General features: G+C 66.0%; 16 protein-coding genes. 12 read left to right on the forward strand and 4 right to left on the reverse strand.

All coding sequences use genetic code 11. The annotated features are described in order from the left end of the window. Positions 1-179 precede the first annotated feature (179 nt). Positions 180-1,139 (forward strand): glutathione S-transferase family protein, encoded by a 960-nt coding sequence (locus tag HCZ97_RS03500; RefSeq protein ID WP_167687286.1) that lies wholly within the window; start codon positions 180-182, stop codon positions 1,137-1,139. Positions 1,140-1,374: 235 nt separating this feature from the next. Here HCZ97_RS03500 and HCZ97_RS03505 read toward each other — a convergent pair whose 3' ends face one another. From HCZ97_RS03505 to HCZ97_RS03515, 3 genes are all read right to left on the reverse strand, one after another. After that, the gene (locus tag HCZ97_RS03505; protein WP_167687287.1) at positions 1,375-2,670 is read right to left on the reverse strand and encodes a DEAD/DEAH box helicase; all 1,296 of its coding nucleotides are present in this window, start codon (positions 2,668-2,670) and stop codon (positions 1,375-1,377) included. A 796-nt stretch (positions 2,671-3,466) separates the two neighbouring features. Next, positions 3,467-3,967 (reverse strand): lysozyme inhibitor LprI family protein, encoded by a 501-nt coding sequence (locus HCZ97_RS03510; RefSeq protein ID WP_167687288.1) that lies wholly within the window; start codon positions 3,965-3,967, stop codon positions 3,467-3,469. A 380-nt stretch (positions 3,968-4,347) separates the two neighbouring features. Further along, positions 4,348-5,796, reverse strand: coding sequence for an aldehyde dehydrogenase (locus HCZ97_RS03515; protein ID WP_167687289.1), 1,449 nt, complete (start codon positions 5,794-5,796; stop codon positions 4,348-4,350). A gap of 635 nt (positions 5,797-6,431) precedes the next feature. Between HCZ97_RS03515 and HCZ97_RS03520 the strand changes: the two genes are divergently transcribed. Further along, the gene (locus HCZ97_RS03520; protein ID WP_167687290.1) at positions 6,432-7,256 is read left to right on the forward strand and encodes an AraC family transcriptional regulator; all 825 of its coding nucleotides are present in this window, start codon (positions 6,432-6,434) and stop codon (positions 7,254-7,256) included. Positions 7,257-7,305: 49 nt separating this feature from the next. Here the strand turns inward: HCZ97_RS03520 and HCZ97_RS03525 are convergent, their stop codons facing one another. Then, the gene (locus HCZ97_RS03525) at positions 7,306-7,848 is read right to left on the reverse strand and encodes a YaeQ family protein (RefSeq protein ID WP_167687291.1); all 543 of its coding nucleotides are present in this window, start codon (positions 7,846-7,848) and stop codon (positions 7,306-7,308) included. Between the two features lie 269 nt (positions 7,849-8,117). Here HCZ97_RS03525 and HCZ97_RS03530 point away from each other — a divergent pair, with 269 nt between their 5' ends. The 10 genes from HCZ97_RS03530 to HCZ97_RS03575 all read left to right on the forward strand — a co-directional run bounded on the left by HCZ97_RS03530 (position 8,118) and on the right by HCZ97_RS03575 (position 21,582). Then, positions 8,118-8,894 carry an ETX/MTX2 family pore-forming toxin gene (locus HCZ97_RS03530; protein ID WP_167687292.1) on the forward strand — a complete coding sequence of 259 codons (777 nt, stop codon included), beginning with the start codon at positions 8,118-8,120 and terminating at the stop codon, positions 8,892-8,894. 283 nt (positions 8,895-9,177) lie between these two features. Beyond that, positions 9,178-10,125, forward strand: a complete 948-nt coding sequence (locus HCZ97_RS03535; protein ID WP_175581632.1) for a TAXI family TRAP transporter solute-binding subunit — start codon at positions 9,178-9,180, stop codon at positions 10,123-10,125. Positions 10,126-10,293: 168 nt separating this feature from the next. Further along, positions 10,294-12,384: a TRAP transporter permease gene (locus tag HCZ97_RS03540; protein WP_167687293.1), complete on the forward strand. Its 2,091-nt coding sequence runs from the start codon at positions 10,294-10,296 to the stop codon at positions 12,382-12,384. Next, positions 12,381-12,746 carry a DUF1850 domain-containing protein gene (locus tag HCZ97_RS03545; protein ID WP_167687294.1) on the forward strand — a complete coding sequence of 122 codons (366 nt, stop codon included), beginning with the start codon at positions 12,381-12,383 and terminating at the stop codon, positions 12,744-12,746. Before HCZ97_RS03540 ends, HCZ97_RS03545 begins: the two co-directional genes overlap by 4 nt. Next, positions 12,743-14,518: an ATP-binding protein gene (locus HCZ97_RS03550; protein ID WP_167687295.1), complete on the forward strand. Its 1,776-nt coding sequence runs from the start codon at positions 12,743-12,745 to the stop codon at positions 14,516-14,518. Before HCZ97_RS03545 ends, HCZ97_RS03550 begins: the two co-directional genes overlap by 4 nt. Then, on the forward strand, positions 14,515-15,834 hold the full coding sequence (locus tag HCZ97_RS03555; RefSeq protein WP_167687296.1) for a sigma-54 dependent transcriptional regulator: 1,320 nt from the start codon (positions 14,515-14,517) through the stop codon (positions 15,832-15,834). The genes HCZ97_RS03550 and HCZ97_RS03555 overlap by 4 nt, the downstream gene beginning before the upstream one ends. 378 nt (positions 15,835-16,212) lie before the next feature. Then, on the forward strand, positions 16,213-17,850 hold the full coding sequence (locus HCZ97_RS03560) for a peptide ABC transporter substrate-binding protein (RefSeq protein ID WP_167687297.1): 1,638 nt from the start codon (positions 16,213-16,215) through the stop codon (positions 17,848-17,850). Positions 17,851-17,908: 58 nt separating this feature from the next. Beyond that, positions 17,909-18,832: an oligopeptide ABC transporter permease OppB gene (gene oppB, locus HCZ97_RS03565; RefSeq protein WP_167687298.1), complete on the forward strand. Its 924-nt coding sequence runs from the start codon at positions 17,909-17,911 to the stop codon at positions 18,830-18,832. Positions 18,833-18,845: 13 nt separating this feature from the next. After that, positions 18,846-19,775, forward strand: coding sequence for an ABC transporter permease subunit (locus tag HCZ97_RS03570; RefSeq protein ID WP_167687299.1), 930 nt, complete (start codon positions 18,846-18,848; stop codon positions 19,773-19,775). Position 19,776: 1 nt separating this feature from the next. Then, positions 19,777-21,582, forward strand: coding sequence for an ABC transporter ATP-binding protein (locus HCZ97_RS03575; protein WP_167687300.1), 1,806 nt, complete (start codon positions 19,777-19,779; stop codon positions 21,580-21,582). Positions 21,583-21,715 lie beyond the last annotated feature (133 nt).

Below are 21,715 nucleotides of genomic sequence, written 5' to 3' on the forward strand. Positions count from 1 at the left end.
ACACGAAAACGCCCGGTACGAAGGTCCCCCCTTCTGCCGGGCTTTTTCGTGGCCGCCCCCTGCCCTTGGGTGCCTGCCTGCACAGATCCCATGCGTGGCTGGGTGTATACCTGCACCGCGACACCCCCTAGCCTGAGCTCCAATGGCCCCCTAGGGGCGTGACTTTGAGGGAGGGCGCGATGCTCGTTGACGGAAAATGGACCAGTGACTGGCAGCCCGTGCAGGCCAAGGACGAACAGGGGCGCTTCATTCGCCAGACCTCGTCCTTTCGCAACTGGATCACGCCGGATGGCAGCGCCGGCCCCACCGGCGAGGGCGGCTTCAAGGCCGAGGCGGGGCGTTACCGGCTCTATGTCGCGCTGATCTGTCCCTGGGCCTCGCGCACGCTGATTGCCCGTAAACTCAAGGGGTTGGCGGATCTGATCCCGATCACGGTCGTGGCCCCGCAGCTGACCGACCAGGGCTGGCAGTTCGGCGGCTACCCCGGTGCGGACGAAGATCCGCTGTTCGGCTCACGCTACATGCACGAGCTTTACAGCCGGGCCGATCCGCAGATCAACGGGCGCGCCACGGTGCCGGTGCTGTGGGACATGGAGCGCAATACGATCGTGAACAATGAAAGCGCCGATATCCTGCGGATGTTCGACAGCGCCTTCGCCGGGCTGAGCGAAAGCGCCTTCACGCTCTACCCCGAGGAACTGGCTGCGCGTATCGACGCGCTGAACCCGGATCTTTACACGCTGCTCAACAATGGCGTCTACAAGGCCGGTTTCGCCTCTTCCCAGGAAGCCTATGACGAGGCCGTCGAGGGGGTCTTCACCATGCTGGACCGGCTGGAGGACAGCATCGAGGGGCCCTTCCTGTTCGGGGACAGGGTAAGCGAAAGCGACATCCGCCTGTTCGTCACCACGATCCGCTTCGACGCGGCCTATCACGGGCTGTTCAAGACCAACCGCCGCCGGATCGCGGATTACCCGAAACTACAGGCCCAGATGGAGGCCATGCTGGCCCTGCCAGGCCTGCGCGAGACGGTGAACATGGATCACATCACGGCCGGATATTACTCCATCAAGGCGCTCAATCCCTCGGGGATCGTGCCCACCGGACCGGCGCATGTGCTGAAGCTTCTGGAGGGCTGAAAGGGGCCGAAAATCCCTGTCGGTGGCACGTCTGTATCGCGTCGGTATGACGTCGGTATCACGTCGGTGCGCAGCGCGCGGGATGTTCATCTGCTGGAAAGGTCGCCGGGCCGTGCCGCACCTGCAAAAGGACCCGTGCAGGGGCTGACCCTAGGGGGACGGACGGGATGCCGTCACCAACCACCCGGGGCAGCAGCAAAAAGGGACGGAGGTTGCCCCCCGTCCCTTCTTTTGTTCAGGCCGCGTTGGAGCGGCGGCGCGGGCGACGCGCCTTGGGCTTGCCCTGCGCCTGACCACCGCCAAAGCTCTTGCCCTGGGACTGACCGCCGCCACCGCCGCCGCGCCGACGGTTGCCACCGCCGCCACCGCCACGCCGGCTGGCACCATCCGAGCTGCCGCCGGTGGGGGCGGTGCCGGAGGCCACGGGAATGTCGATCTTCATCAGTTTCTGGATCTGGCGGAACAGGTCGCCTTCGTCCGGAGCGCAGAAGGCGATGGCTTCGCCTTCGCGGCCGGCACGGGCCGTCCGGCCGATGCGGTGGACGTAGTTGTCCGGCACCTCGGGCAGATCGTAGTTGATCACATAGGCGACGCCAGGGATGTCGATGCCGCGTGCGGCGACATCGGTGGCCACCAGCACGTTGATCTCACCGGCGCGGAACGCCTTGATCGCGCGGTCGCGCTGGCCCTGGCTCTTGTTGCCGTGGATCGAGGCCGCGTTGTAGCCATCCGCCACCAGGCCCTTCATCAGCTTTTCCGCCCCGTGCTTGGTGCGCGAGAAGACCAGCGTCAGCGCACCGAGGTCCTGGGACAGGATCTCGCGCAGCTTGCGGGGCTTTTCGGCCTTGGGCAGGAAGTGGATGCTTTGGGTGACCTTGTCGGCGGGCTTGCCGGGGGCCGCGACCTGGATCCGCTTGGGATCGGTCAGGTAGGCGCGCGACAGCTCTTCCATCTGCTTGGGCATGGTGGCCGAGAACAGCATGGTCTGGCGCGGCACGCCCAGTTGCGGCGCGATCCGGCGCAGCGCGTGGATGAAGCCCATGTCGAGCATCTGGTCGGCCTCGTCCAGCACCAGCTGGGTGACGGTGGACAGGTCCACCGCGCGGCGGTCCATCAGGTCGATCAGGCGGCCGGGCGTGGCCACCAGGATATCGGTGCCGCGGGCAAGCGCGTTGATCTGGCGGTTGATGGACTGGCCACCCACCACGGTCACGACGCGGATGCGGGTACCATCGGTCAGCACCTTGAGGTTGTCGGCGATCTGGTTGATCAGCTCGCGCGTCGGGGCCAGGATCAGGGCCTTGGCGGTCTTGGGCGCGGGCTTGGCCGGCTGGCCCAGCAGGGCGTCGATCAGCGGCAGGCCGAAGGCCATGGTCTTGCCGGTGCCGGTCTGGGCCAGGCCCATGATGTCATTGCCTTCTAGCGCCAGCGGGATCGCCTGGGCCTGGATCGGGGTGGGGGTGGTGAACTTTGCGCGCACAAGCGCTTCATTGAGCTCAGGCTTGAGGCCGAGCGTATCGAAATCGGACAAATCGTATCCTTTGCAGCCCGGGATCATCGAGACCCGTCATCGCGGGTCCGGCCGGGCAGGGAGTTCCGGCCACGCAGGGAGCGCAGCCAATAAAGGTCATCCTGCCGCGAGGGGCAGGACGGGCGAGGGTGGCGCGGGAATCGTCTTGGACCGCGCCTGGACCCTGCGTGAATGGGAACCGGGAAATCAGGGACGCCGAGGCCAGAGGGCCAGGCATGCTCACGCGGCAGCGCGGCGTCCTGAGGCACAGGTGGGGGATTTGCGACGCAATGTCAAGGCTTGCCGGAGTCCGCGCCCCGAAGGCGCAGCATGCCTACCGCCCCGCCCTGCCCCGCATTCACCTGCTGCGCTAGGCGCTTAACGGAACCGGAGCTCTTCGTAGATGATCCGTTCGGGGCGCAGCCCCAAGTCCGGGAATTGTTGCGCCATTTCCGCCACGAAGGGCCGGGAGCCGCCGATGGCGCGGGTGAAATCGCCCAGTGCCGGATGAAGAAGGGGCGCAGTTCTGCCGCTTGGGCAATGCGAAAAGCTTCGACACTGCCCCAGCGGTGACCAGGCCGCCTGCTGTCGAACGGCGAGCGGACGCGGTTCGACGCTGCGGTTTTCCGGGGTGTGACAGCGTGACGTGACAAACAATCCCGACCTGTCCCGCACCTTGGACGCGGGACAGGTGGCGGTCCGCTCTGCGGACCTTTCAGACCTTCACTGCGGGTGCGCGAATGACCGGTGCGACTGATGGAGTTAGCGGTTCAGCTCTCTCCGCAGATCAGCGCACTATACCCTTGATCTGCGGGGTTCATGGCTTCTGGAAGCGGTCGACCATATCGCGCAAGACAAACGATTGTTCCGCCGTTGCCTGCATTTTGCATTCGGTTCCGCCAGGTCCGGCACCGGTGCCCCCATTGTAACTCAAGCCGACGAGGCTGCAGCGCGAATCGCGGTACGAGATCCAGGCGCGTTGCATGCTGCGGAGTTCATCTTCGGCGATGGCGGGGGTCGAGCCCGTTTCATCCGCGGCGTCATCAAAGGCCTGAACCTCGGTCATGAGGTCGCTATAGGTACTGTTTAGCAGGCCATCCCAAAAGTCGAGTTCCAGACCGTAGCACGCCCCATATACTGCGCCACCGCCGCCCGCATCCTCGATGCAGGTTGCCGAGGCGCGTCCAATACAGGCATGCTGGTCGGTGTTTGCAGCCAGGCAACTTTCGATGTCCTTGGTATCAACGGTCGGATCCTGCGCCCACACCGGTGTAGCAAAGGCCATCAGCCCGGCCAGAAACGCAAATTGAACTCTCATGATATGGCCTTTTTTGTGTGTAGGGAGGGTGTAGCGTAGCTCGTAACTCTCTTCGGAGATGAAAGAATTTCGTCTCCGTCCTACAGCTGTTTCAACGGATGTCGACCTAGTCCTGTCTCCCTGAATGTCCACGGCGGGACACGATCAGGACAGTGTCGTCACGCCTGAAAACAGCGCGCCCGGTGTCCGATTTTCGACCTGGCCGGAAGGGCGGTTTCGTATGACACCTGCCCCCAAAAACCAGCGGGGCATCGTTCGGACGCGCCGAACGATGCCCCGGGGACTCCTGTCAGCGCGCCGCCTCCTCCCCAGGGTCACGCGCGATGACAGGAGCCGGATCCGCCAACCGGTCCCGGTCGGTGGCGGATCTTTCGCTACCGTCAGATCGGGTAATGGATGTCCCCGTTCTGGACGGTGATCCAGCGCAGCTCCGTGAACTCTGCGATGCCCCAGGTGCCCCCGAAGCGGCCATAGCCGGAGTCCTTGGTGCCGCCGAAGGGCATCTGGGCCTCGTCATGAACGGTGGGGCCGTTCACGTGGCAGATGCCGCTTTCGATCCGGCCCGCCACCGCCATGGCGCGGTTGATGTCGCGCGAGAAGACCGCAGCCGAGAGGCCCATGTCGCTTTCATTGGCAACGCAGACGGCCTCGTCCTCATCCGCGACGCGGATGATGGAGGTCACGGGGCCAAAGCTTTCCTCTTCGTAGAGGCGCATCTGGGGGGTCACGCCATCCACCGCCGCAGCGTTCAGCAGCGTGTCGTTGCCCCCGCCGCCGATCAGCCGCGCGCCCTTGGAGGTCGCGTCGTCGATCAGCTCGCGGATGCGGTCCGCCGCGCCGGCGTTGACCATGGAGCCCAGCGGCGCCGTGCCCTCTTCCGGAGAGCCGGCCTTCAGGCTTTCGACCTTGCGCGCGAAGGCCTCCACGAACTTGTCGGCGATGGGGTCCACCACGATGATGCGTTCGGTCGACATGCAGATCTGGCCCTGGTTCATGTAGGCGCCAAAGCCCGCGGCCGCGACGGCGGCGTCGATATCGGCATCCTCGAGCACCAGGAAGGGGGCCTTGCCGCCCAGTTCCAGCAGCGCCGGCTTCAGGTGGCGCCCGGCGCTTTCGGCGATGATCCGGCCCACGCGGGTGGAGCCGGTGAAGTTCACGCGGCGCACGGCGGGATGGGCGATCAGGGTCTCGACCAGCTCTGCGGCGTCTTCCGGCGCATTGGAGATCGCGTTGACCGCGCCCTTTGGCAGCCCGGCCTCTGCCACGGCTTCCAGGATCAGCGCATGGGTGCGCGGGCAGAGTTCAGAGGTCTTCATGACCACCGTGTTGCCGCAGGCCAGCGGCGTCGCGATGGAGCGCACGCCCAGGATCACCGGCGCGTTCCACGGCGCCATGGAAAGCACCACGCCCGCCGGCTGGCGCACCGCGTAGGCGGTGGAGCCGGGGCGGTTGGAGGGCACGATCTCTCCCTTGATCTGGGTGGTGAGGGCGGCGGCCTCCAGCAGCATGTCGGCGGCAAGCATGACGTTGAACCGCGCCCAGCCTTCGGTCGCGCCGATCTCTGCCTTCATGGCCTCGACGATGGCGTCGCCCTTGGCCTGCAGCGCTTCTGATGCCTTCATCAGCAGCTTGCGGCGTTCGCCGGGGCCGGTGGCGGACCAGGCCGGGAAGGCGGCGGCGGCGGCATCCACGGCGCGGATGGCATCGGCAGAGGAGGCCGCGGCGGCGGTGGTCGCCACCTCACCCGTGATCGGGTTGTTGCGCGTGAAGGTACGGCCCCCTTCGGCGGAAACGGTCGTGCCGTCGATGAAAAGGTCTAGGTCTTTCATTTTCCTGGTTCTCCTGTCCTTGAAGTGTCGACATGGGCGGTGGGACCCGCCCAGGAAAGCGTCTTGCATCCCCGGTCAGGCGGCTCTGTCGGGCCGCCCTGCTGCCGCGGGGCCGTTGCGCACCCCGATCGGAGCCGGGTCCGGGGTCTTCGGCATCGCCTGTAACTGGGGTGTGCGGGCGTGGCGGTGGCTTCGCCCTGAAGCTCATCTAGTGCGTTCGCGATCCGCGACCCGCCCTGCCCCGGGCGTGCTGCGCGAAGCCGGCGGGTTGCGCCGGGCGTCCGGGCCGGGCCTGGGCAGCCGAAAGGCCGCGCGGGACCGCGCGACGCTTGAGATCTTTCATGTTCTTCCTCCCGTTGATCCCTTTCGGGATCCTCCCTGTCCGGATCGAACCGCTGGCTGCTCCGCTCGCGGTCCGGGACAGGGGGAGAGTAGGAGGAAAGCCCGCGCCCTAAAATGAACGCATGGGCGGAAAAATTGCACGAGTATGGCGTTTTCCGCTAGGATCGGCCCCGACGATCACGAAAACGCGAGGGGGACGCGCGGTGGGCGCGAGGCAGTCAAGGACAGGGCAGACAAGGACAGGGCAGACCAGTGGCGCGGCAACGCGGGAAGCGGAGCTGCGCGCGCCGGGGATGACCTGCCGGCGGATCCGCAGCCCCTTGGCCGAAGCGCCCCATGTGCTGCGCCCCGGCCAGTTCACCCTGCTTCTGCTGCAAGCCGGGCAGGCCCGCTTCGAGACCGCGCATGACAGCTGCTTCGAGGCGCCGCGCCTGATCTGGCTGGGCGACAGCCATGACGCGCGGCTGATGATCGGCGCGGGCAGCCGGGGCCTGCTGCTGGACATGAGCCCGCAGGGCCTGGCCCGCGCCCTGCCCGCCACCGCCTTCGGCGAAGAGCTGGGCGCGGCGCTGCATGGCGATATCTCTTTCGCGCCCGGGGCGATGATGACCCGGCTGGCCGACCGCCTGGCCGAGATCGACGAGGAGCTTTTCACCGGTGGCCCGGCCTCTGGCATGATCGCGGGGCATAACCTTTCGGTCCTGCTGATCCAGCTCTGGCGTGGGGCCAAGGCCCGGCGGGCCCATCCCGAGGCGGCCTCGGGCGGGGTGATGCAGCGGTTCGAGCAGCTGGTGGGCCTGCATCTGCGCGATCACTGGACGGTGGGAGAATATGCCGAGGCGCTTGGGGTCAGCCGGGACAGGCTGGCGCGCGCGGTGCGCAAGGCGGCGGCGCGCTCGCCACAGGCCTACCTGCACGAGGCCCTGCACCGGGAAGCCGTCGAGCTGTTGACCCATTCAGGCCTGCAGGTGGCGCAGATCGGCTTCCGGCTGGGGTTTTCCGATCCCGGCTATTTCAACCGTTTCTTCACCCGGATGGAGGGGCTGCCCCCGGCGCGCTTCCGCAAGCGGTCCGTGCGGCGGGTCCGGGTCAGCGACAGCTTCGCCGCCTGGCCCTGAGGCCCCGATCCCGGCAAAGGCGCAGGGACAGGCGCGCGCGCCTGTCAGGTCAGGCCGCGTCCTTCCACTTGACCGGGGTGACATAGATCAGCCGGTCATCGACGCTGACCATGACATCGCCGTCCTGGATATTGACCTGCAGCTTCATCGAGCGGTTGGCCAGTTCCGCCAGCTCCGTCGTGGCCTGTTCGGAAAAGCTGACGACCTTGAGGTTGTCGAAACGGGTGGTGCTGTTCTTCACCTTGTCCCACCAGCTTTCCGCCGTGCGGCCATAGGCATAGACGATCACCTGCCCCGCCTTGCCGCAGGATTGGCGCAGGACCTTTTCACTGGGCTGGCCCAGCATCGCCCAAAGCTCAAGCTCTCCGCTCAGGCTCTTGCGCCACAGGTCGGGCTCTTCATCCGTGGACAGGCCCTTGGTCAGCTCAAGCTGCTCATCGGCATTCAGGGCAAAGGCCAGCAGGCGCACCATCAGGCGTTCGTCCGTCTCTGACGGATGCTTGGCCACGGTCAGCTTGTGGGTTTCGTAGTAGTGACGATCCATATCGGCGACAGAGAGTTCGACTTTATAGATGGTGGATTTTTGCGCCATGACGGGTCCCTCGGTCGGCAAGATAAGGATGCCTAGTGGGTCTGGCGGCTTTGTGAAAGCAGATAGAGAGCGGGCCTGCGAATAAAGCCCCGGGGGCGCCATCTGCCTGCCCGAGCTGACGGGTGGGCATCGGAGTGCCCCCTACCCAAAGCGGCCCACCCAGCGCGGGGCCGGATCGCGAAAAGTCTTCAGGTCTTTTTGAACCTCTGCCGGGGCTGCGGCGACCCATGGTCACGGAACTGAAGGATCATGCAAAAGGAGACACTGTCATGGAAACGATCGATCCGTTTGAAGTCGTTGGTGAGCGCGTCCGCTACTGGGCCGAGATCAACAATCCCAAGAATGGCAAAGGCAGCTACATCGCCTCCAAATCGAAGATGTACATCGACTCTCAGAGCGCCACCTTCGGCGCGGTTGTTCCGGTCGATGTCACGCCGAACAACGTCTACCACACCACCTGGGAGAACAATACATCGGTCCAGAACACCCAGACCTTCGTGGTGGAGGAGACCACCTCTGACACCTATTCCTGGAGCATGACGGCCGGGCTTTCGGTCAGTTCCTCCTTCGAGGTCAAGGTGCCCTTCGTCGGCGGCACCGAGACCACCATCGAGATGAACACCAGCACGACCCAGAGCGAATCCTCCACGCAGACCCGCAAGTGGAGCTATTCCACCCAGGTCCACGTGCCGCCCTATTCCAGGCTGGTGTCCTCCTTCATCGTCAACGAGGCGGCCTATGACGCGCCCTTTACCGGCAAGGCCGTGGTGCGCGGCAAGGTCTATATCTCTTTCGAGAACGGCCATGTCTTCCACGCGGATATCGATGACCTGATCACGCAGCTGGGCTGGTCGCGCTCCACCTTCGAAGTCTACACCTCCGGGGTGATGACGGGGCTGATCGGAGAGAACTTCATCGTGCGCACCGATGAATATGACCTGGACGGCACCCTGCGCCACACGGGGGATGTCATTGCGCGCGGCTACCACACCGGCGAGGCGGTGGTGACGGCCCCGCCGCAGGCGCTGGAGATCGCGGAGGCCTGAGCCCCGTCCCGTTCCCGGGTCGCGCGCTTTTCGAGGGGCCGCCCGGGCGGCACCGCATCGCAAGACGTGCCGCGAGGGCCATGGGCCTTCGCGGTGCGGCCTGTTCTGCAAGGGCTCGGAGGAGTCGCCAAAGCGCCAGGCCGGCGCAGATTCCCGCCACGGGTGGGGCAGGATCCTGCGAAGAATCGGAATTTTCGCCCGTCTTGCCCATTGCACCGCGCCCGATCAGCCCCAAGAATGCCAGCGTGCGTCCCATGTGACGCTGAATCTGGGAGGATTATCCATGATCAAGAAATACGGGCTCGGCGCGCTTGTCGCCGGGAGCCTCGCCTTTTCCGCGCCGGCTGCCATGGCCACGGAATTCATCAACGTCCTGACCGGCGGCACCTCCGGTGTCTATTACCCGCTGGGCGTCGCCCTGTCGGAAATCTACGCCGAGGGCATCGACGATTCCCGCACGCAGGTGCAATCCACGAAAGCATCCGTCGAGAACCTGAACCTGCTGCAGCAGGGCCGGGGCGAGATCGGCTTTGCCCTGGGCGATTCCGTGAAGGATGCCTACGAGGGCAACGCGGATGTCGGTTTCTCCAAGCCGCTGGACAAGCTGCGGGCCATCGCGGCCATCTATCCGAACTTCATCCAGATCGCGGCCTCTTCCGCTTCCGGCGCCGTCACCGTGACGGACCTGGTGGGCAAGAGCGTCTCTGTCGGTGCGGCGAAGTCGGGCACGGAAGTGAACGCGCGCAAGATCCTTGGCGCGCTGGACATGACCTATGACGACCTGGGCAAGGTGGAATACCTGCCCTTCGCGGAATCCGTCGAGCTGATGAAGAACCGCCAGCTGGATGCGACCCTGCAATCCTCGGGCCTGGGCTCTGCCGCGCTGAAGGACCTTTCGGCGACGCAGGACGTGACCTATGTCTCCGTTCCCGCGGAAGTGGCTGAAACACTCGGCGCGCCCTATGCCGCCGGCGTGATCCCTGCGGGCACCTACCCCGGCCAGGATGAAGACATCCCGACGCTGGCGATCACCAACATCCTGGTGACCAGCACCGATGTCTCCGATGAGACCGCCTACCAGATGACCAAGCTTCTCTTCGAGAACCTGGACACCATGAAGGCGGCCCACTCTGCCGCTGGCGCGATCGACATCCAGAACGCCATCGCGAACTCCCCCATCCCGATGCACCCGGGTGCGGAGAAGTACTACAAGGAACAGGGCCTGATGTAAGGCCGCCACTGTCCTGACAGGGGGCGGCCCGGCGCGACCGGGCCACCCCACCCCGAAGACCCCAGTCCCCTGAGGGGATCGCCCCCCTCCCCCGAAGTTCTCCCGCCGGTGCGGGCCGGGCGCCTGGCGCCCCGATGCCCCCGGCGTGACCTTGAGCGAGATACCGACATGAGCGATCACCCCCATCAGCTGCCCGACAAGGAGCTGGAAATTCACGATCCCCTGGCCGAGAGCTTTCCCGCCTCTCTCATGGGCCGTTTCCTGTTCTGGCTGGCCGTCGCCTTCTCTCTCTACCAGATTTCCATTGCCGCCCATGTGATCGACCTGCCCAGCCAGGTGATGCGCGCGGTGCACGTGGGCTTCCTGATGGCGCTTGGCTATCCGCTGCTGGCGATCGCCAAGGGCTTCAGCCCCGTTGCCCGGGCGATCTGCTACGTGCTGGCCGCGGCGGCCGTGGCCGTGGCCGCCTACCAGTGGATCGAGTACAACCCGCTGCTGTTCCGGGCCGGGGATCCCAACACGATGGACATCGTGATGGGCTGCATCGCCATCGTCACCGTCTTCGTGGCCGCCTGGATGCTGATGGGTCCGGCCCTGCCGATCATCTGCGGCATCTTCCTGGCCTATGCCTTCTTCGGGCAATACGCCCCGGGCGCCATGCAGACGCGCGGCTATGCCTTCGAGCAGGTGATCGAGCAGCTGGCCTATGGCACGGAAGGGATCTACGGCATCCCGACCTATGTCAGCGCCACCTACATCTTCCTGTTCATCCTCTTCGGCTCCTTCCTTGAGAAGGCCGGGATGATCAAGCTGTTCACCGATGTCTCCCTGGGCCTTGTCGGCCACCGGATGGGCGGCGCGGCGAAGGTCTCAGTCCTGTCGTCGGGCCTGATGGGCACCATCTCCGGCTCGGGCGTGGCCAACGTGGTCACGACGGGGCAGTTCACCATTCCGCTGATGAAGCGCTTCGGCTATCGCTCTGCCTTTGCCGGCGGGGTCGAGGCGACCTCTTCCATGGGTGGGCAGATCATGCCCCCCGTCATGGGTGCCGTGGCCTTCATCATGGCCGAGACCCTGGGCGTGCAATACGTCGAGGTCGTCAAGGCCGCGCTGATCCCCGCGATCCTCTATTTCGCCGGGGCCTTCTGGATGGTCCACCTGGAAGCGGGCAAGCGCAACCTGCGCGGCCTGTCCAAGGAAGAGCAGCCCTCGGCCCGCAAGGCGCTGAAGGAGGGCTGGTACCTGATCCTGCCGCTGGGCGTGCTGGTCTGGCTGCTGTTCTCCGGCTACACGCCGCTGTTTGCCGGCACCATCGGCCTGGCGCTGACGGGCATGCTGATCATGGGCACCTCGCTGGCGCTTGGCCTGCCCTCGACCGTGCTGCGCGTGGTCTTCTGGATGATCCTGGGCATCGCGGCCTCCGGCTTCTTCGCCTATGGCGTGATGGCGCTGGTCTGGGTCGTGCTGGCGCTGATCGCCGCCTGTGCGATCTGGAAGGGCGGGCGCGAGACCCTGGGGGTCTGCCGCGACAGCCTTGCCGATGGGGCCAAGACCGCCCTGCCCGTGGGGATCGCCTGTGCGCTGGTCGGCGTGATCATCGGCGTGATGACCCTGACGGGCGGCGCCAACACCTTTGGCCAGTTCATCGTGAAGGTCGGGCAGAACAGCCTGTTCCTGTCCCTGGTGCTGACGATGATCACCTGCATCATCCTGGGCATGGGGATCCCGACGATCCCGAACTACATCATCACCTCTTCCATCGCGGGCCCGGCCCTGCTGGACCTGGGCGTGCCGCTGATCGTCAGCCACATGTTCGTCTTCTACTTCGGCATCCTGGCGGATCTGACGCCTCCGGTGGCGCTGGCCTGCTTTGCTGCCGCCCCCATCGCCAAGGAGAACGGGCTGAAGATCTCGATGGAGGCCGTGAAGGTCGCCGCCGCCGGGTTCGTGGTGCCCTACATGGCCGTCTACACGCCGGCGCTGATGCTGCAGGACGGGGGCGATCTGGCCACGATGATCGGCTATTGGCCCGCCGTCGCCTACGTGATCTTCAAGGCCCTGCTGGCGCTGTCGCTCTGGGGCGCGGCTGTCATCGGCTGGCTCTGGCGTCCGCTTGCCGTCTGGGAGCGCGCGCTGGCCATGATCGCGGCCTTCACCCTGGTCGCCGCCCTGCCGCTGACGGATGAGATCGGCTTTGCGCTGGTCGCAGCCTTCGCGGGCGTCATGTGGCTGCGCCGCGACCGCGTGGTCAAGGCATGAGTGCCTGCCTGATGGCAGGTGCGCTTGCCATCACCCTTTCCGGGAACGCCTTCACGCTGGAATGGACCCATTCGGTGGAGCGCGAGAGCTGGAGAGAAACCTGGGAAGTCGCCGACAGGCGGCTTCACCTGACAGAGGCCGCCGTCAAGGGATCGGGCGCCGGGATGGAGCCCGGCGAAGGCGGCCATTTCGAAGACGGCTGGTGGGTCTGGGCCCCGGATCTGCCCCCCGTGCGGGAGCTGGTGCTGGCGGCCTCTGGCCTGACGCCCTCGGCCTGGCAGCTGTGCGCGGACGGTACCTGCCACGAGCTGGGCGCGCAGCCTGAAGCGCCGCTGCACGTGGCGCCCTGCGATGCCTCATGAAGCTGCGGCGGATGACGGCGGCCCTGCGCCCGCATCTGTGGCCAAGGCTGGCGCTGGTGATCCTGCTCGCCGCGCTGGCCGGGGCGCTGGCCTACGGGCTGCTGCGCACCCAGATCGAGCGCCGGCTTGACCAGACCCTGCTGCTGACGGACCGCTCCCTGCAATCCGAGGTCGAGCGCTTCCGCTACCTGCCCGAAGTCGCCGCCGAGGACGCCCGCATCCGTGCCGCCCTAGCCAACCCCGCCGATCCCCAGCGCATCGCGGCGGCCAACCTGTACCTGCAGGCGATCACGGCCCATGCCGGGGCCGAACAGCTGTACCTGCTGGATTACACCGGCCTGACCATCGCCTCTTCCAACTGGCAGAACCTGGACAGCTACGTCGGGCGCAACTACGGCTTCCGGCCCTATTTCGATGACGCGCTGGAGACCGGCAACGGCGCGGTCTATGCGATCGGCGTGACCACCGGGCAGCCCGGCTACTTCATGTCCACCCGCCTCTATGGCCCCTCCGGAGAGCTCGGCGTGCTGGTGGTGAAGATCAACCTGCGCCCGCTTGAGGAGACCTGGGCCGAGACCGGCCAGAAGGTGGCCGTGGCCGATGCCGATGGCGTGGTCTTCCTGAGCGGCGATCCGGCCTGGCGCTACCATCCGCTGACCCCCCTGCCCGCGCCGGTGCGCGAGCGGCTGGCGCGCACCCAGATCTATTCCGGCAGCGGGCTGGACGGGGCCTCTGCGCTGTTGCGGCGCAACGGGCACAGTCTGACGGATGGCGCGGGCCGCCTGCTGACCCTGAACCGGGCGCCTTTCGCACGGGGCTGGGAGCTGCTGGCCGCGGCCTCTCTCTGGCCGGCGCGGGCGGCGGCGCTGGTCACCGGGGGCGTGGTACTGCTGGCCGGGCTGCTGGGCCTGGCCCTTCTGAACCTGCGCCAGCACCGCCAGCGCCTGATCGCCCTGCGCCTGCGCCAGACGGAGATGATGGAGCGCAAGGTCGACCAGCGCACCGCCGAGCTGAACCACGAGATCGAGACCCGTCGCAAGATCGAAGCCGATCTGCGCGCCGCACAGGAAACCCTGGTGCATTCGGAAAAGATGGCCGCCCTGGGGCGCATGTCCGCCGCCGTGGTGCATGAGGTCAGCCAGCCCCTGGCCGCGATGGAGGCCACGCTGACCGCCGCGCAGCTGTCGCTGAGCCGCGCCCCGGAACAGACAGAAGCCCGCCTTCAGACGGCGCACGGGTTGATCCGGCGGATGCAGCGGATGACCCGGAACCTCAAGAACTTTGCCCGCAAGGAGGTCGCGCCGACCACGCCGGTCTCTCTCAACACCGTGACCGCCACGGCGCTGGAGCTGGTCGCCCCCCGCGCGCAGGCCACCGGCGTGACGCCGCAGCTGCTGCCCCCCGCCGCCGATTACCGCGTGCAGGCCGGCCAGGTGCGGCTGGAACAGGTGCTGGTCAACCTGCTGCACAACGCGATGGAGGCGGTGGAGCCCGAGAATGGCGAAGTGACCCTCTCTGTCACCCGGCAGGGGCAAGAGATCTGCCTTTGCGTGGCCGACAACGGCCCCGGCATCCCGGAGGACATCCTGCCGCGCATCACGGAGCCCTTCTTTTCCACCAAGACCCATAGCGAGGGGCTGGGGCTTGGCCTTGCCATCTCTCGTGAGATCGTGCTGCAATTCGGCGGGCGACTGGAGATCGACAGCGCCCCCGGCGCGGGCACGCGGGTGTCCGTGATGCTGCCGGAACTGGTCAGGGAGACGGGGCAATGAGCGGGCTGATCCACGTGGTCGAGGATGACGGGGACCATTGCGCGGCGCTTTGCGACATGCTGAGCGCGGCCGGCTACGCGGTCAGCGGGTTTGGCACCGCGCGCGCGGCGCTGGACGCGGGGCCGCTGCCCGATCTTGTCATCACGGACCTGCGCCTGCCGGGCCTGAGCGGGCAGGAGATGCTGGCGGCTGCGCGCGACCGGGATCCCGATTGCCCTGTCATCATGATCACCGGGCATGGCGATGTCTCCCAGGCCGTGCAGGCGATGCGCGCGGGGGCAGAGGATTTCCTGGAAAAACCCTATGACGGGATGCACCTGCTTATGGTCGTGGAACGCGCCCTGCGTGCCCGCGCCGCCCGGGCAGAGATCCAGCGCCTTCAGACGGAGATCACCCAGACCGACCGGCGCGGCGGCCTGCTGGGCCAGTCGGCGGCCATGCGCGCCCTGCAAGAGGCCATCGCGGCCCTGGCCCAGACCGACCTGGACATCGTCATCAGCGGGGAAACCGGCACCGGCAAGGAGCTGGTCGCCCGCGCCCTGCACGATGGCAGCGCCCGGGCCGGGGGGCCCTTCGTCGCGGTGAACTGCGCCGCCCTGCCCGAGGACCTTTTCGAGATCGAGATCTTCGGCCATGTCGAGGGCGCCTTTCCCGGCGCGCGCGACAAACCGGGCAAGCTGGAGGCCGCCTCTGGCGGGACGCTGATGCTGGACGAGGTGGAGGCGATGCCCGCCGGCATCCAGCCCAAGCTGCTGCGCGCCCTGCAGGAACGCCAGGTGGTCAGGCTGGGGGAAAACGATCTGCGCCCGCTGGATATCCACGTGATCGCCACCTCGAAAAGCGATCTGCGCCAGCTCACGCTGGACGGCTCCTTCCGGGCGGATCTGTTCTACCGGCTTGCGGGGGCGGAAATCGCGGTGGAGCCGCTGCGCGCCCGCGGAGAGGACATCGTCCTGCTGTTCAGCCATTTCGCCCGCCTGGCCGCGGGCCGCTACGGGCGCGAGCTGCCCGAGATCGACTATGCCATGAAACAGCGCCTCATGCGCCGTCCCTGGCCCGGAAACGTGCGCGAGCTGAAGGCCGCGGCCGAGCGCTTTGCGCTTGGCCTCGACCTGCCGGAGTCGGGGGCGGGCAATGGCGCGGCCCTGGCGACGGAGGGCGACACGCTGACCGAGAAGGTCTCTGCCTTCGAAGCGCGGGAAATCCGCGCCACGCTGGAGCGCTGCCGGGGCAATACCGAACGCGCCGCCCGGGCGCTTGGCATCGCGCGGCGCACGCTGAACGACAAGATCAGCCGCTACGGGATCCGCGTCTGAGGCGGCGTCCCTGCCCGCCCCGGACCTGCGACGGCGTGTCGCCTGTGCCGAAGCGACCGGCCCCTGCAAACAAGGCGAACCCCGCAATCGCGCAGGCCCGGGGGCGGGGCCTGCGAGGCTTCACCCCGCAGGATCCCACGCAGTTTTGCACGCCCGCCTGCGCCCCACGATCGGTTGATTTTATTGGAAACGGCCCCGCTGCCCGCTAAAGTTGAACCCTGTGCGGATAACCGCTGACCCTACGGACCGACGTTACGTTACTATCCGCAAGACCATTGCAGCGGGAAACACTGGTTCTGTAGAAGCCCCGGGTTCCCGGAAGAGGGGCAGACCCCGATCCGGGCCGGATCAAATGTATCACATGTAAAGGGAGAGGACATGAACCGCATCACGCGACTGACGCTCTCGGCACTCCTGTCGAGCACCGTCCTGACCGCCGCCGCCGTTGCCACGGCAACCGCAGCTACCCACCCGGAGACCGGAGAGGAACTGGCGCAAGACCAGACCTTCACCTACCGGCTGCTTGACAACATCTCTTCCGTCGACCCGCAGATCGTCGAGGATGCAGATGGCTCCGACGTGGTCCGCGACCTGTTCGAGGGCCTGCTGAACCAGGATGCCGATGGCGAACTGGTGCCCGGCGTCGCCACGGACTGGGACGTCTCTGACGACAAGATGACCTATACCTTCCACCTGCGCGACAACGCCAAGTGGTCCAACGGTGACCCTGTCACGGCGGGCGATTTCGTCTACGCCTGGCGCCGCGCGGCCGATCCGGCCACGGCCTCTCCCTACCAGTGGTTCATCTCTCTCATGTCGCTGGAAAACGGCGACGAGGTGGTTGCAGGTGACATGGCCACCGACCAGCTGGGCGTCGAGGCGATCGACGATCACACGCTGGAAGTCCGCCTGAACACGCCGCTGCCCTACTTCCCGCAGATGGTCGTGCATTCCACCACCTTCCCCTCGCCCCAGAAGGTGATCGAGGAATTCGGCGCGGAATGGACCAAGCCCGAGAACATCGTCGGCAACGGCGCCTACGTGCTGACCCAGATGAACCCCGGCGAATCCATCGTGCGTGAGAAGAACGACCAGTACTGGGATGCAGAGAACGTCATCCTGGAAAAATCGGTCGCCCTGATCATCAACGACGAGAACGTCGCGCTGACCCGCTACCAGGCCGGTGAGCTGGACATGACCGACATCCCCGCTGGCCAGTTCCCGCGCCTGCGCGACGAATACGGCGAGGAAGCACACAGCTTCCCCAAGCTGTGCAACTACTACTACACCTTCAACCTGTCGGATTCCGGCCCCGAGGCCTTCAAGGATCCCAAGGTGCGCCAGGCCCTGTCGCTGGCCGTTGACCGTGACATCATCGTCAACAACGTGATGGCCGGGGGCCAGCCGCCCGCCTATACCTTCACGCCCGAAGCCACCGCCGGGTTCACCCCGCCGGAGGTGGAGATGGCCTCCATGACGCAGGCCGAGCGCGACGAGAAGGCCCGGACCCTGCTGGAAGAAGCCGGCTATGGCCCCGACAATCCCCTGTCCTTCGAGATGGTCTACAACACCTCCGAAGCGCATGAGAAAGTCGCGGTGGTCCTGTCCCAGATGTGGAAGCAGAAGCTGGGCGTTCAGGCCGAGCTGGCCAACATGGAATGGAAGGTCTTCCTGGACGAGCGTGGCAACCAGAACTTCGACATGGCGCGCGGCGCCTGGTGCGGCGACTACAACGAGGCCTCCACCTTCCTCGACCTGCTGCAATCGGAGTCGGGCTACAACGACGGCAAGTACAACAACCCGGAATACGATCAGCTGCTCGAAGATGCGCTGACCGCCGATGATACCACGCCGCTCTACACCCGCGCCGAAGAGATCCTGACGACCGAGAAGCCGGTCATCCCGATCTACCACTACGCCGGTGTCTACATGATCGACGAGGATCTGAAGAACTTCCCGGTGAACAACATCCAGTTCAACTGGTACTCGAAGGATCTCTACAAGACCGCCGAGTAAATGAAGTCGACGGCCCCGCGTTCATCGCGCGGGGCCGTCCCGAACGGGAATCCCTGACATGCTGATCTACGTGATCCGGCGGCTGCTGGTCGCCATACCGACGATTGCGCTGCTGGTCGTCGCCTCCTTCCTGATGATGCATCTTGCACCGGGCGGGCCCTTCACCTCTGAGCGCCCACTGCCGCCGGAAGTGCTGGCCAATATCGAGGCCCAGTACGGGCTGGACCAGCCGCTGTGGAAACAGCTCTGGGACTATTTCTACAACATCGTGGTGCATTTCGATTTCGGCCCCTCCTTCGTGCAGAAGGACCGGACGGTGAACGACATCATCGCGCAGGGTTTCCCGATCTCGCTGACCTATGGTTCCCTGGCCTTCCTGGCCGCGACCATCATCGGCGTGGTGCTGGGCATCGCAGCGGCGATCCGGCACAATTCCTGGGTGGATTACTTCGCCGTCTCCATCGGGATCGCGGCGCAGGCGCTGCCCAACTTCATCATGGGCCCGATCCTGATCCTGACCTTCACGCTCTGGCTGGGCGTGCTGCCCGGCGGCGGCTGGAACGGCGGACAATGGGAGTACCTGGTGCTGCCGGTAATCGCGCTCTCGACCTCCTACATGGGGTCCATCGCGCGGATCACACGGTCCTCCATGCTGGAAGTCATGAATTCCAACTTCATCCGCACCGCCCGGGCCAAGGGCCTGCCGGCGCGCGCCATCATCTGGCGTCACGCGATGAAGCCGACTCTGCTGCCGGTGATCTCCTACCTGGGGCCGGTCTTCGTCTACGTGCTGACGGGGTCGGTTTTCGTCGATCTCTACTTCTCCACCGGCGGGCTGGGGCAGAGCTTCGTCAGCTCTGCGCTGACGCGTGACTATGCCGTGCTGCTGGGGGTGACGATCCTTTACGGCACGCTGACCGTGCTGGTGAACCTTGCCACCGACCTGGCCTATGCCTGGTTCGATCCCAAGATCCGTTACTGAGAAAGGCCTGACCATGTTCGGAAAATCCGAAAAGGCGGCCGAGCTTGCCGCCGACATCTCTGATTTCAACGCCGTGCGCGGCCGGTCGCTGCTGCGCGACGCCATGGGGCGTTTCCTGCGCAACAAGGCGGCCATGGCCAGCGTGGTGCTGCTGTCGCTTGTCGTGCTCTTCGTGATCTTCGGGCCGCTCTTTGCCCAGTATTCCAACGAGGAAATCGACTGGACCCGGATGGGCGACATCCGCGGCATGGGTGCGCCGTCGCTGGAGACGGGCCATTACTTCGGCCTGGATGAGCTGGGCCGCGATCTTTACGCGCGGGTGATCCAGGCCACGCGCACCTCCCTTCTGGTGGGGCTGATCGGGGCCGGCATGGCGCTTCTGGTCGGCACGGCCTGGGGCGTGATCGCGGGCTTCTACGGCGGCCGGCTGGACAGCGTTATGATGCGCGTCGTCGACATCCTGCTGGCGATCCCGCTGACCCTCATCCTGATCCTGATCCTGGTGGTCGCGGGCCGCAGCTTCGTGGCGCTGTTCGTCGCCCTTGGCGCGGTGTCCTGGCTGACCATGGCGCGGATCGTGCGCGGCCAGACCCTGACCCTGAAGACCCGCGAATTCATCGAGGCCGCCCGTGCCGGTGGCGTCAGCGAAAGCGCGATCATCTTCCGCCACATCCTGCCCAACCTGATCGGCGTGGTGATCGTCTATGCCTCTCTGCTGGTGCCGGAGATGATCCTGGCGGAAAGCTTCATCTCCTTCCTGGGGCTCGGGATCTCCGAACCCATGACATCGCTGGGGCGGCTCATCGCCGAGGGTGCGGGGACGATGAACTACGGCACGCTCTGGCAACTGGCCTTCCCGCTTTTCTTCTATGTCACCATCATCATCACGATGTTCTTCATCGGTGATGGCCTGCGTGACGCGCTAGACCCGAAGGACCGCTGACATGACCATTCTTTCCGTCAAAGACCTGCGCGTTGGCTTCGAAACACAGGATGGCCGCTTCGAGGCGGTCAAGGGCGTCTCCTTCGACATCCGCGCCGGCGAATGCCTGGGCATCGTGGGCGAAAGCGGCTCCGGCAAGAGCCAGAGCTTCATGGCCGCCATGGGCCTGCTGCCCCCGAACGGCAGCGCCTCGGGCTCTGTCACGCTGGCGGGCAAGGAGATCCTGAACCTGCCGGTGGGCAAGCTGAACCGGGTGCGCGGGGCAGACGTGGGCATGATTTTTCAGGATCCGCTGACCGCGCTGACGCCGCACCTTAAGGTGGGCGAGCAGATGGCAGAGGTTCTGAAGGTGCACCGCGGCCTGAGCGGCGCCCAGGCGCGCAAGCTCTGCCTGGACTGGCTGGAGCGGGTGCGCATTCCCGAAGCGGCCCGCCGCATGAAGCAATACCCCCACGAGCTGTCGGGCGGCATGCGTCAGCGGGTGATGATCGCCCAGGCGATGCTGTGCGAACCCAAGCTGCTGATCGCGGATGAACCCACCACCGCGCTGGACGTGACCGTTCAGGCCGAGGTGCTGGATCTCATGGATGAGCTCAAGCGCGAGCTTGGCACCGCCATCGCGCTGATCACTCACGACATGGGCGTGGTGGCCCGCATGTGCGACCGGATCAAGGTCATGCGGCTGGGCGCCTTCGTGGAGGAAGGCGAGGTACACGATATCTTCGCCGCCCCGCAGCACGACTATACCCGCCGCCTGCTGGACGCGATGCCCCGCATCGACAAGGGTGAAAGCGGCGGCCATATCGAGGGCGAGGAAATCCTGCGCGTCGAGGACATGAAGGTCCACTTCCCGATCAAGGTCGAGGGCGGGCTGTTCGGCAAGACCGTGCCGCTGAAGGCCGTCAACGGCGTCACCTTCGGCCTGAAGGCGGGCGAGACCCTGGGCATCGTGGGCGAATCCGGCTGCGGCAAGTCCACCCTGGCCCGGGCCGTCCTGCGCCTGATCGACCCCAGCGACGGCTCTGTCAGCTGGCTAGGCAAGCCCCTGCACGCCATGGACAAGAAGGCGCTGAAGGCCGAACGAGAGGATCTTCAGATCGTCTTTCAGGACCCGCTGGCCAGCCTTGATCCGCGAATGACCATCGCGGATTCCATCGCCGAGCCGCTCAAGACCTACCGCCCCGGGCTGACCAAGTCCGAGCGGCGCGAAGAAGTGCTGAAGATGATGGAGCGCGTCGGGCTGGAGGCGGAGAAGTACAACCGCTACCCGCATGAATTGTCCGGCGGCCAGAACCAGCGTGTCGGTATCGCCCGCGCCATGATCAACCGCCCCAAGCTGATCATCTGCGACGAGGCTGTCTCGGCGCTGGATGTGTCGATCCAGGCGCAGATCGTGGCCCTGCTGAAGGAGCTTCAGGCGGAATTCGGCATGTCGATGCTGTTCATCTCTCACGATCTGTCGGTCGTGCGCGAGATCTCAAACCGCATCATGGTGCTTTACCTGGGCCGCATCGTGGAGCTGGCCGATGCCGAAACCGTCTGCTCTGCGCCGCGCCATCCCTATACGCGCTCGCTGATCTCTGCCGTGCCGATCCCGGATCCGGCAGCGGAACGCGCCCGGACCCGCATCCGGCTGCCGGGGGAGCTGCCCTCTCCGCTGGATGCAAAGGCCGCGCTGCGCTTCCTGCCGTCGAAACTGGCGGCCGGCGAGACCGATTACGTTCCCCAGCTTGAGGAAGTCGCGCCGGGTCACTTCGTGGCAGAGCATGACGACCTGGACCGCATCATGGCCGAAGACGCCGCCTGAGACCGATCCAAGGCCGAAGAACAGACGCCCCCGCCCCACCCGGGCCGGGGGCGTTTTCATGTCCGGCCATCGGCGCGCCTGCCCCCTCAGCCGGTCAGGGCCAGCAACCGACCCGCCCGCCTTCGACAGCAAG

It is taken from the genome of Pseudooceanicola sp. HF7, assembly GCF_011806405.1.
Classification (GTDB): Bacteria; Pseudomonadota; Alphaproteobacteria; order Rhodobacterales; family Rhodobacteraceae; genus Pseudooceanicola.

Excerpts from the sequence above, each read along its gene's own strand:
- HCZ97_RS03500 (WP_167687286.1), top strand. The coding sequence starts at position 180 with ATGCTCGTTGACGGAAAATGGACCAGTGACTGGCAGCCCGTGCAGGCC.
- HCZ97_RS03510 (WP_167687288.1), bottom strand. The coding sequence starts at position 3,967 with ATGAGAGTTCAATTTGCGTTTCTGGCCGGGCTGATGGCCTTTGCTACA.
- HCZ97_RS03515 (WP_167687289.1), bottom strand. The coding sequence starts at position 5,796 with ATGAAAGACCTAGACCTTTTCATCGACGGCACGACCGTTTCCGCCGAA.
- HCZ97_RS03520 (WP_167687290.1), top strand. The coding sequence starts at position 6,432 with ATGACCTGCCGGCGGATCCGCAGCCCCTTGGCCGAAGCGCCCCATGTG.
- HCZ97_RS03525 (WP_167687291.1), bottom strand. The coding sequence starts at position 7,848 with ATGGCGCAAAAATCCACCATCTATAAAGTCGAACTCTCTGTCGCCGAT.
- HCZ97_RS03530 (WP_167687292.1), top strand. The coding sequence starts at position 8,118 with ATGGAAACGATCGATCCGTTTGAAGTCGTTGGTGAGCGCGTCCGCTAC.
- HCZ97_RS03535 (WP_175581632.1), top strand. The coding sequence starts at position 9,178 with ATGATCAAGAAATACGGGCTCGGCGCGCTTGTCGCCGGGAGCCTCGCC.
- HCZ97_RS03540 (WP_167687293.1), top strand. The coding sequence starts at position 10,294 with ATGAGCGATCACCCCCATCAGCTGCCCGACAAGGAGCTGGAAATTCAC.
- HCZ97_RS03545 (WP_167687294.1), top strand. The coding sequence starts at position 12,381 with ATGAGTGCCTGCCTGATGGCAGGTGCGCTTGCCATCACCCTTTCCGGG.
- HCZ97_RS03550 (WP_167687295.1), top strand. The coding sequence starts at position 12,743 with ATGAAGCTGCGGCGGATGACGGCGGCCCTGCGCCCGCATCTGTGGCCA.
- HCZ97_RS03555 (WP_167687296.1), top strand. The coding sequence starts at position 14,515 with ATGAGCGGGCTGATCCACGTGGTCGAGGATGACGGGGACCATTGCGCG.
- HCZ97_RS03560 (WP_167687297.1), top strand. The coding sequence starts at position 16,213 with ATGAACCGCATCACGCGACTGACGCTCTCGGCACTCCTGTCGAGCACC.
- oppB (WP_167687298.1), top strand. The coding sequence starts at position 17,909 with ATGCTGATCTACGTGATCCGGCGGCTGCTGGTCGCCATACCGACGATT.
- HCZ97_RS03570 (WP_167687299.1), top strand. The coding sequence starts at position 18,846 with ATGTTCGGAAAATCCGAAAAGGCGGCCGAGCTTGCCGCCGACATCTCT.
- HCZ97_RS03575 (WP_167687300.1), top strand. The coding sequence starts at position 19,777 with ATGACCATTCTTTCCGTCAAAGACCTGCGCGTTGGCTTCGAAACACAG.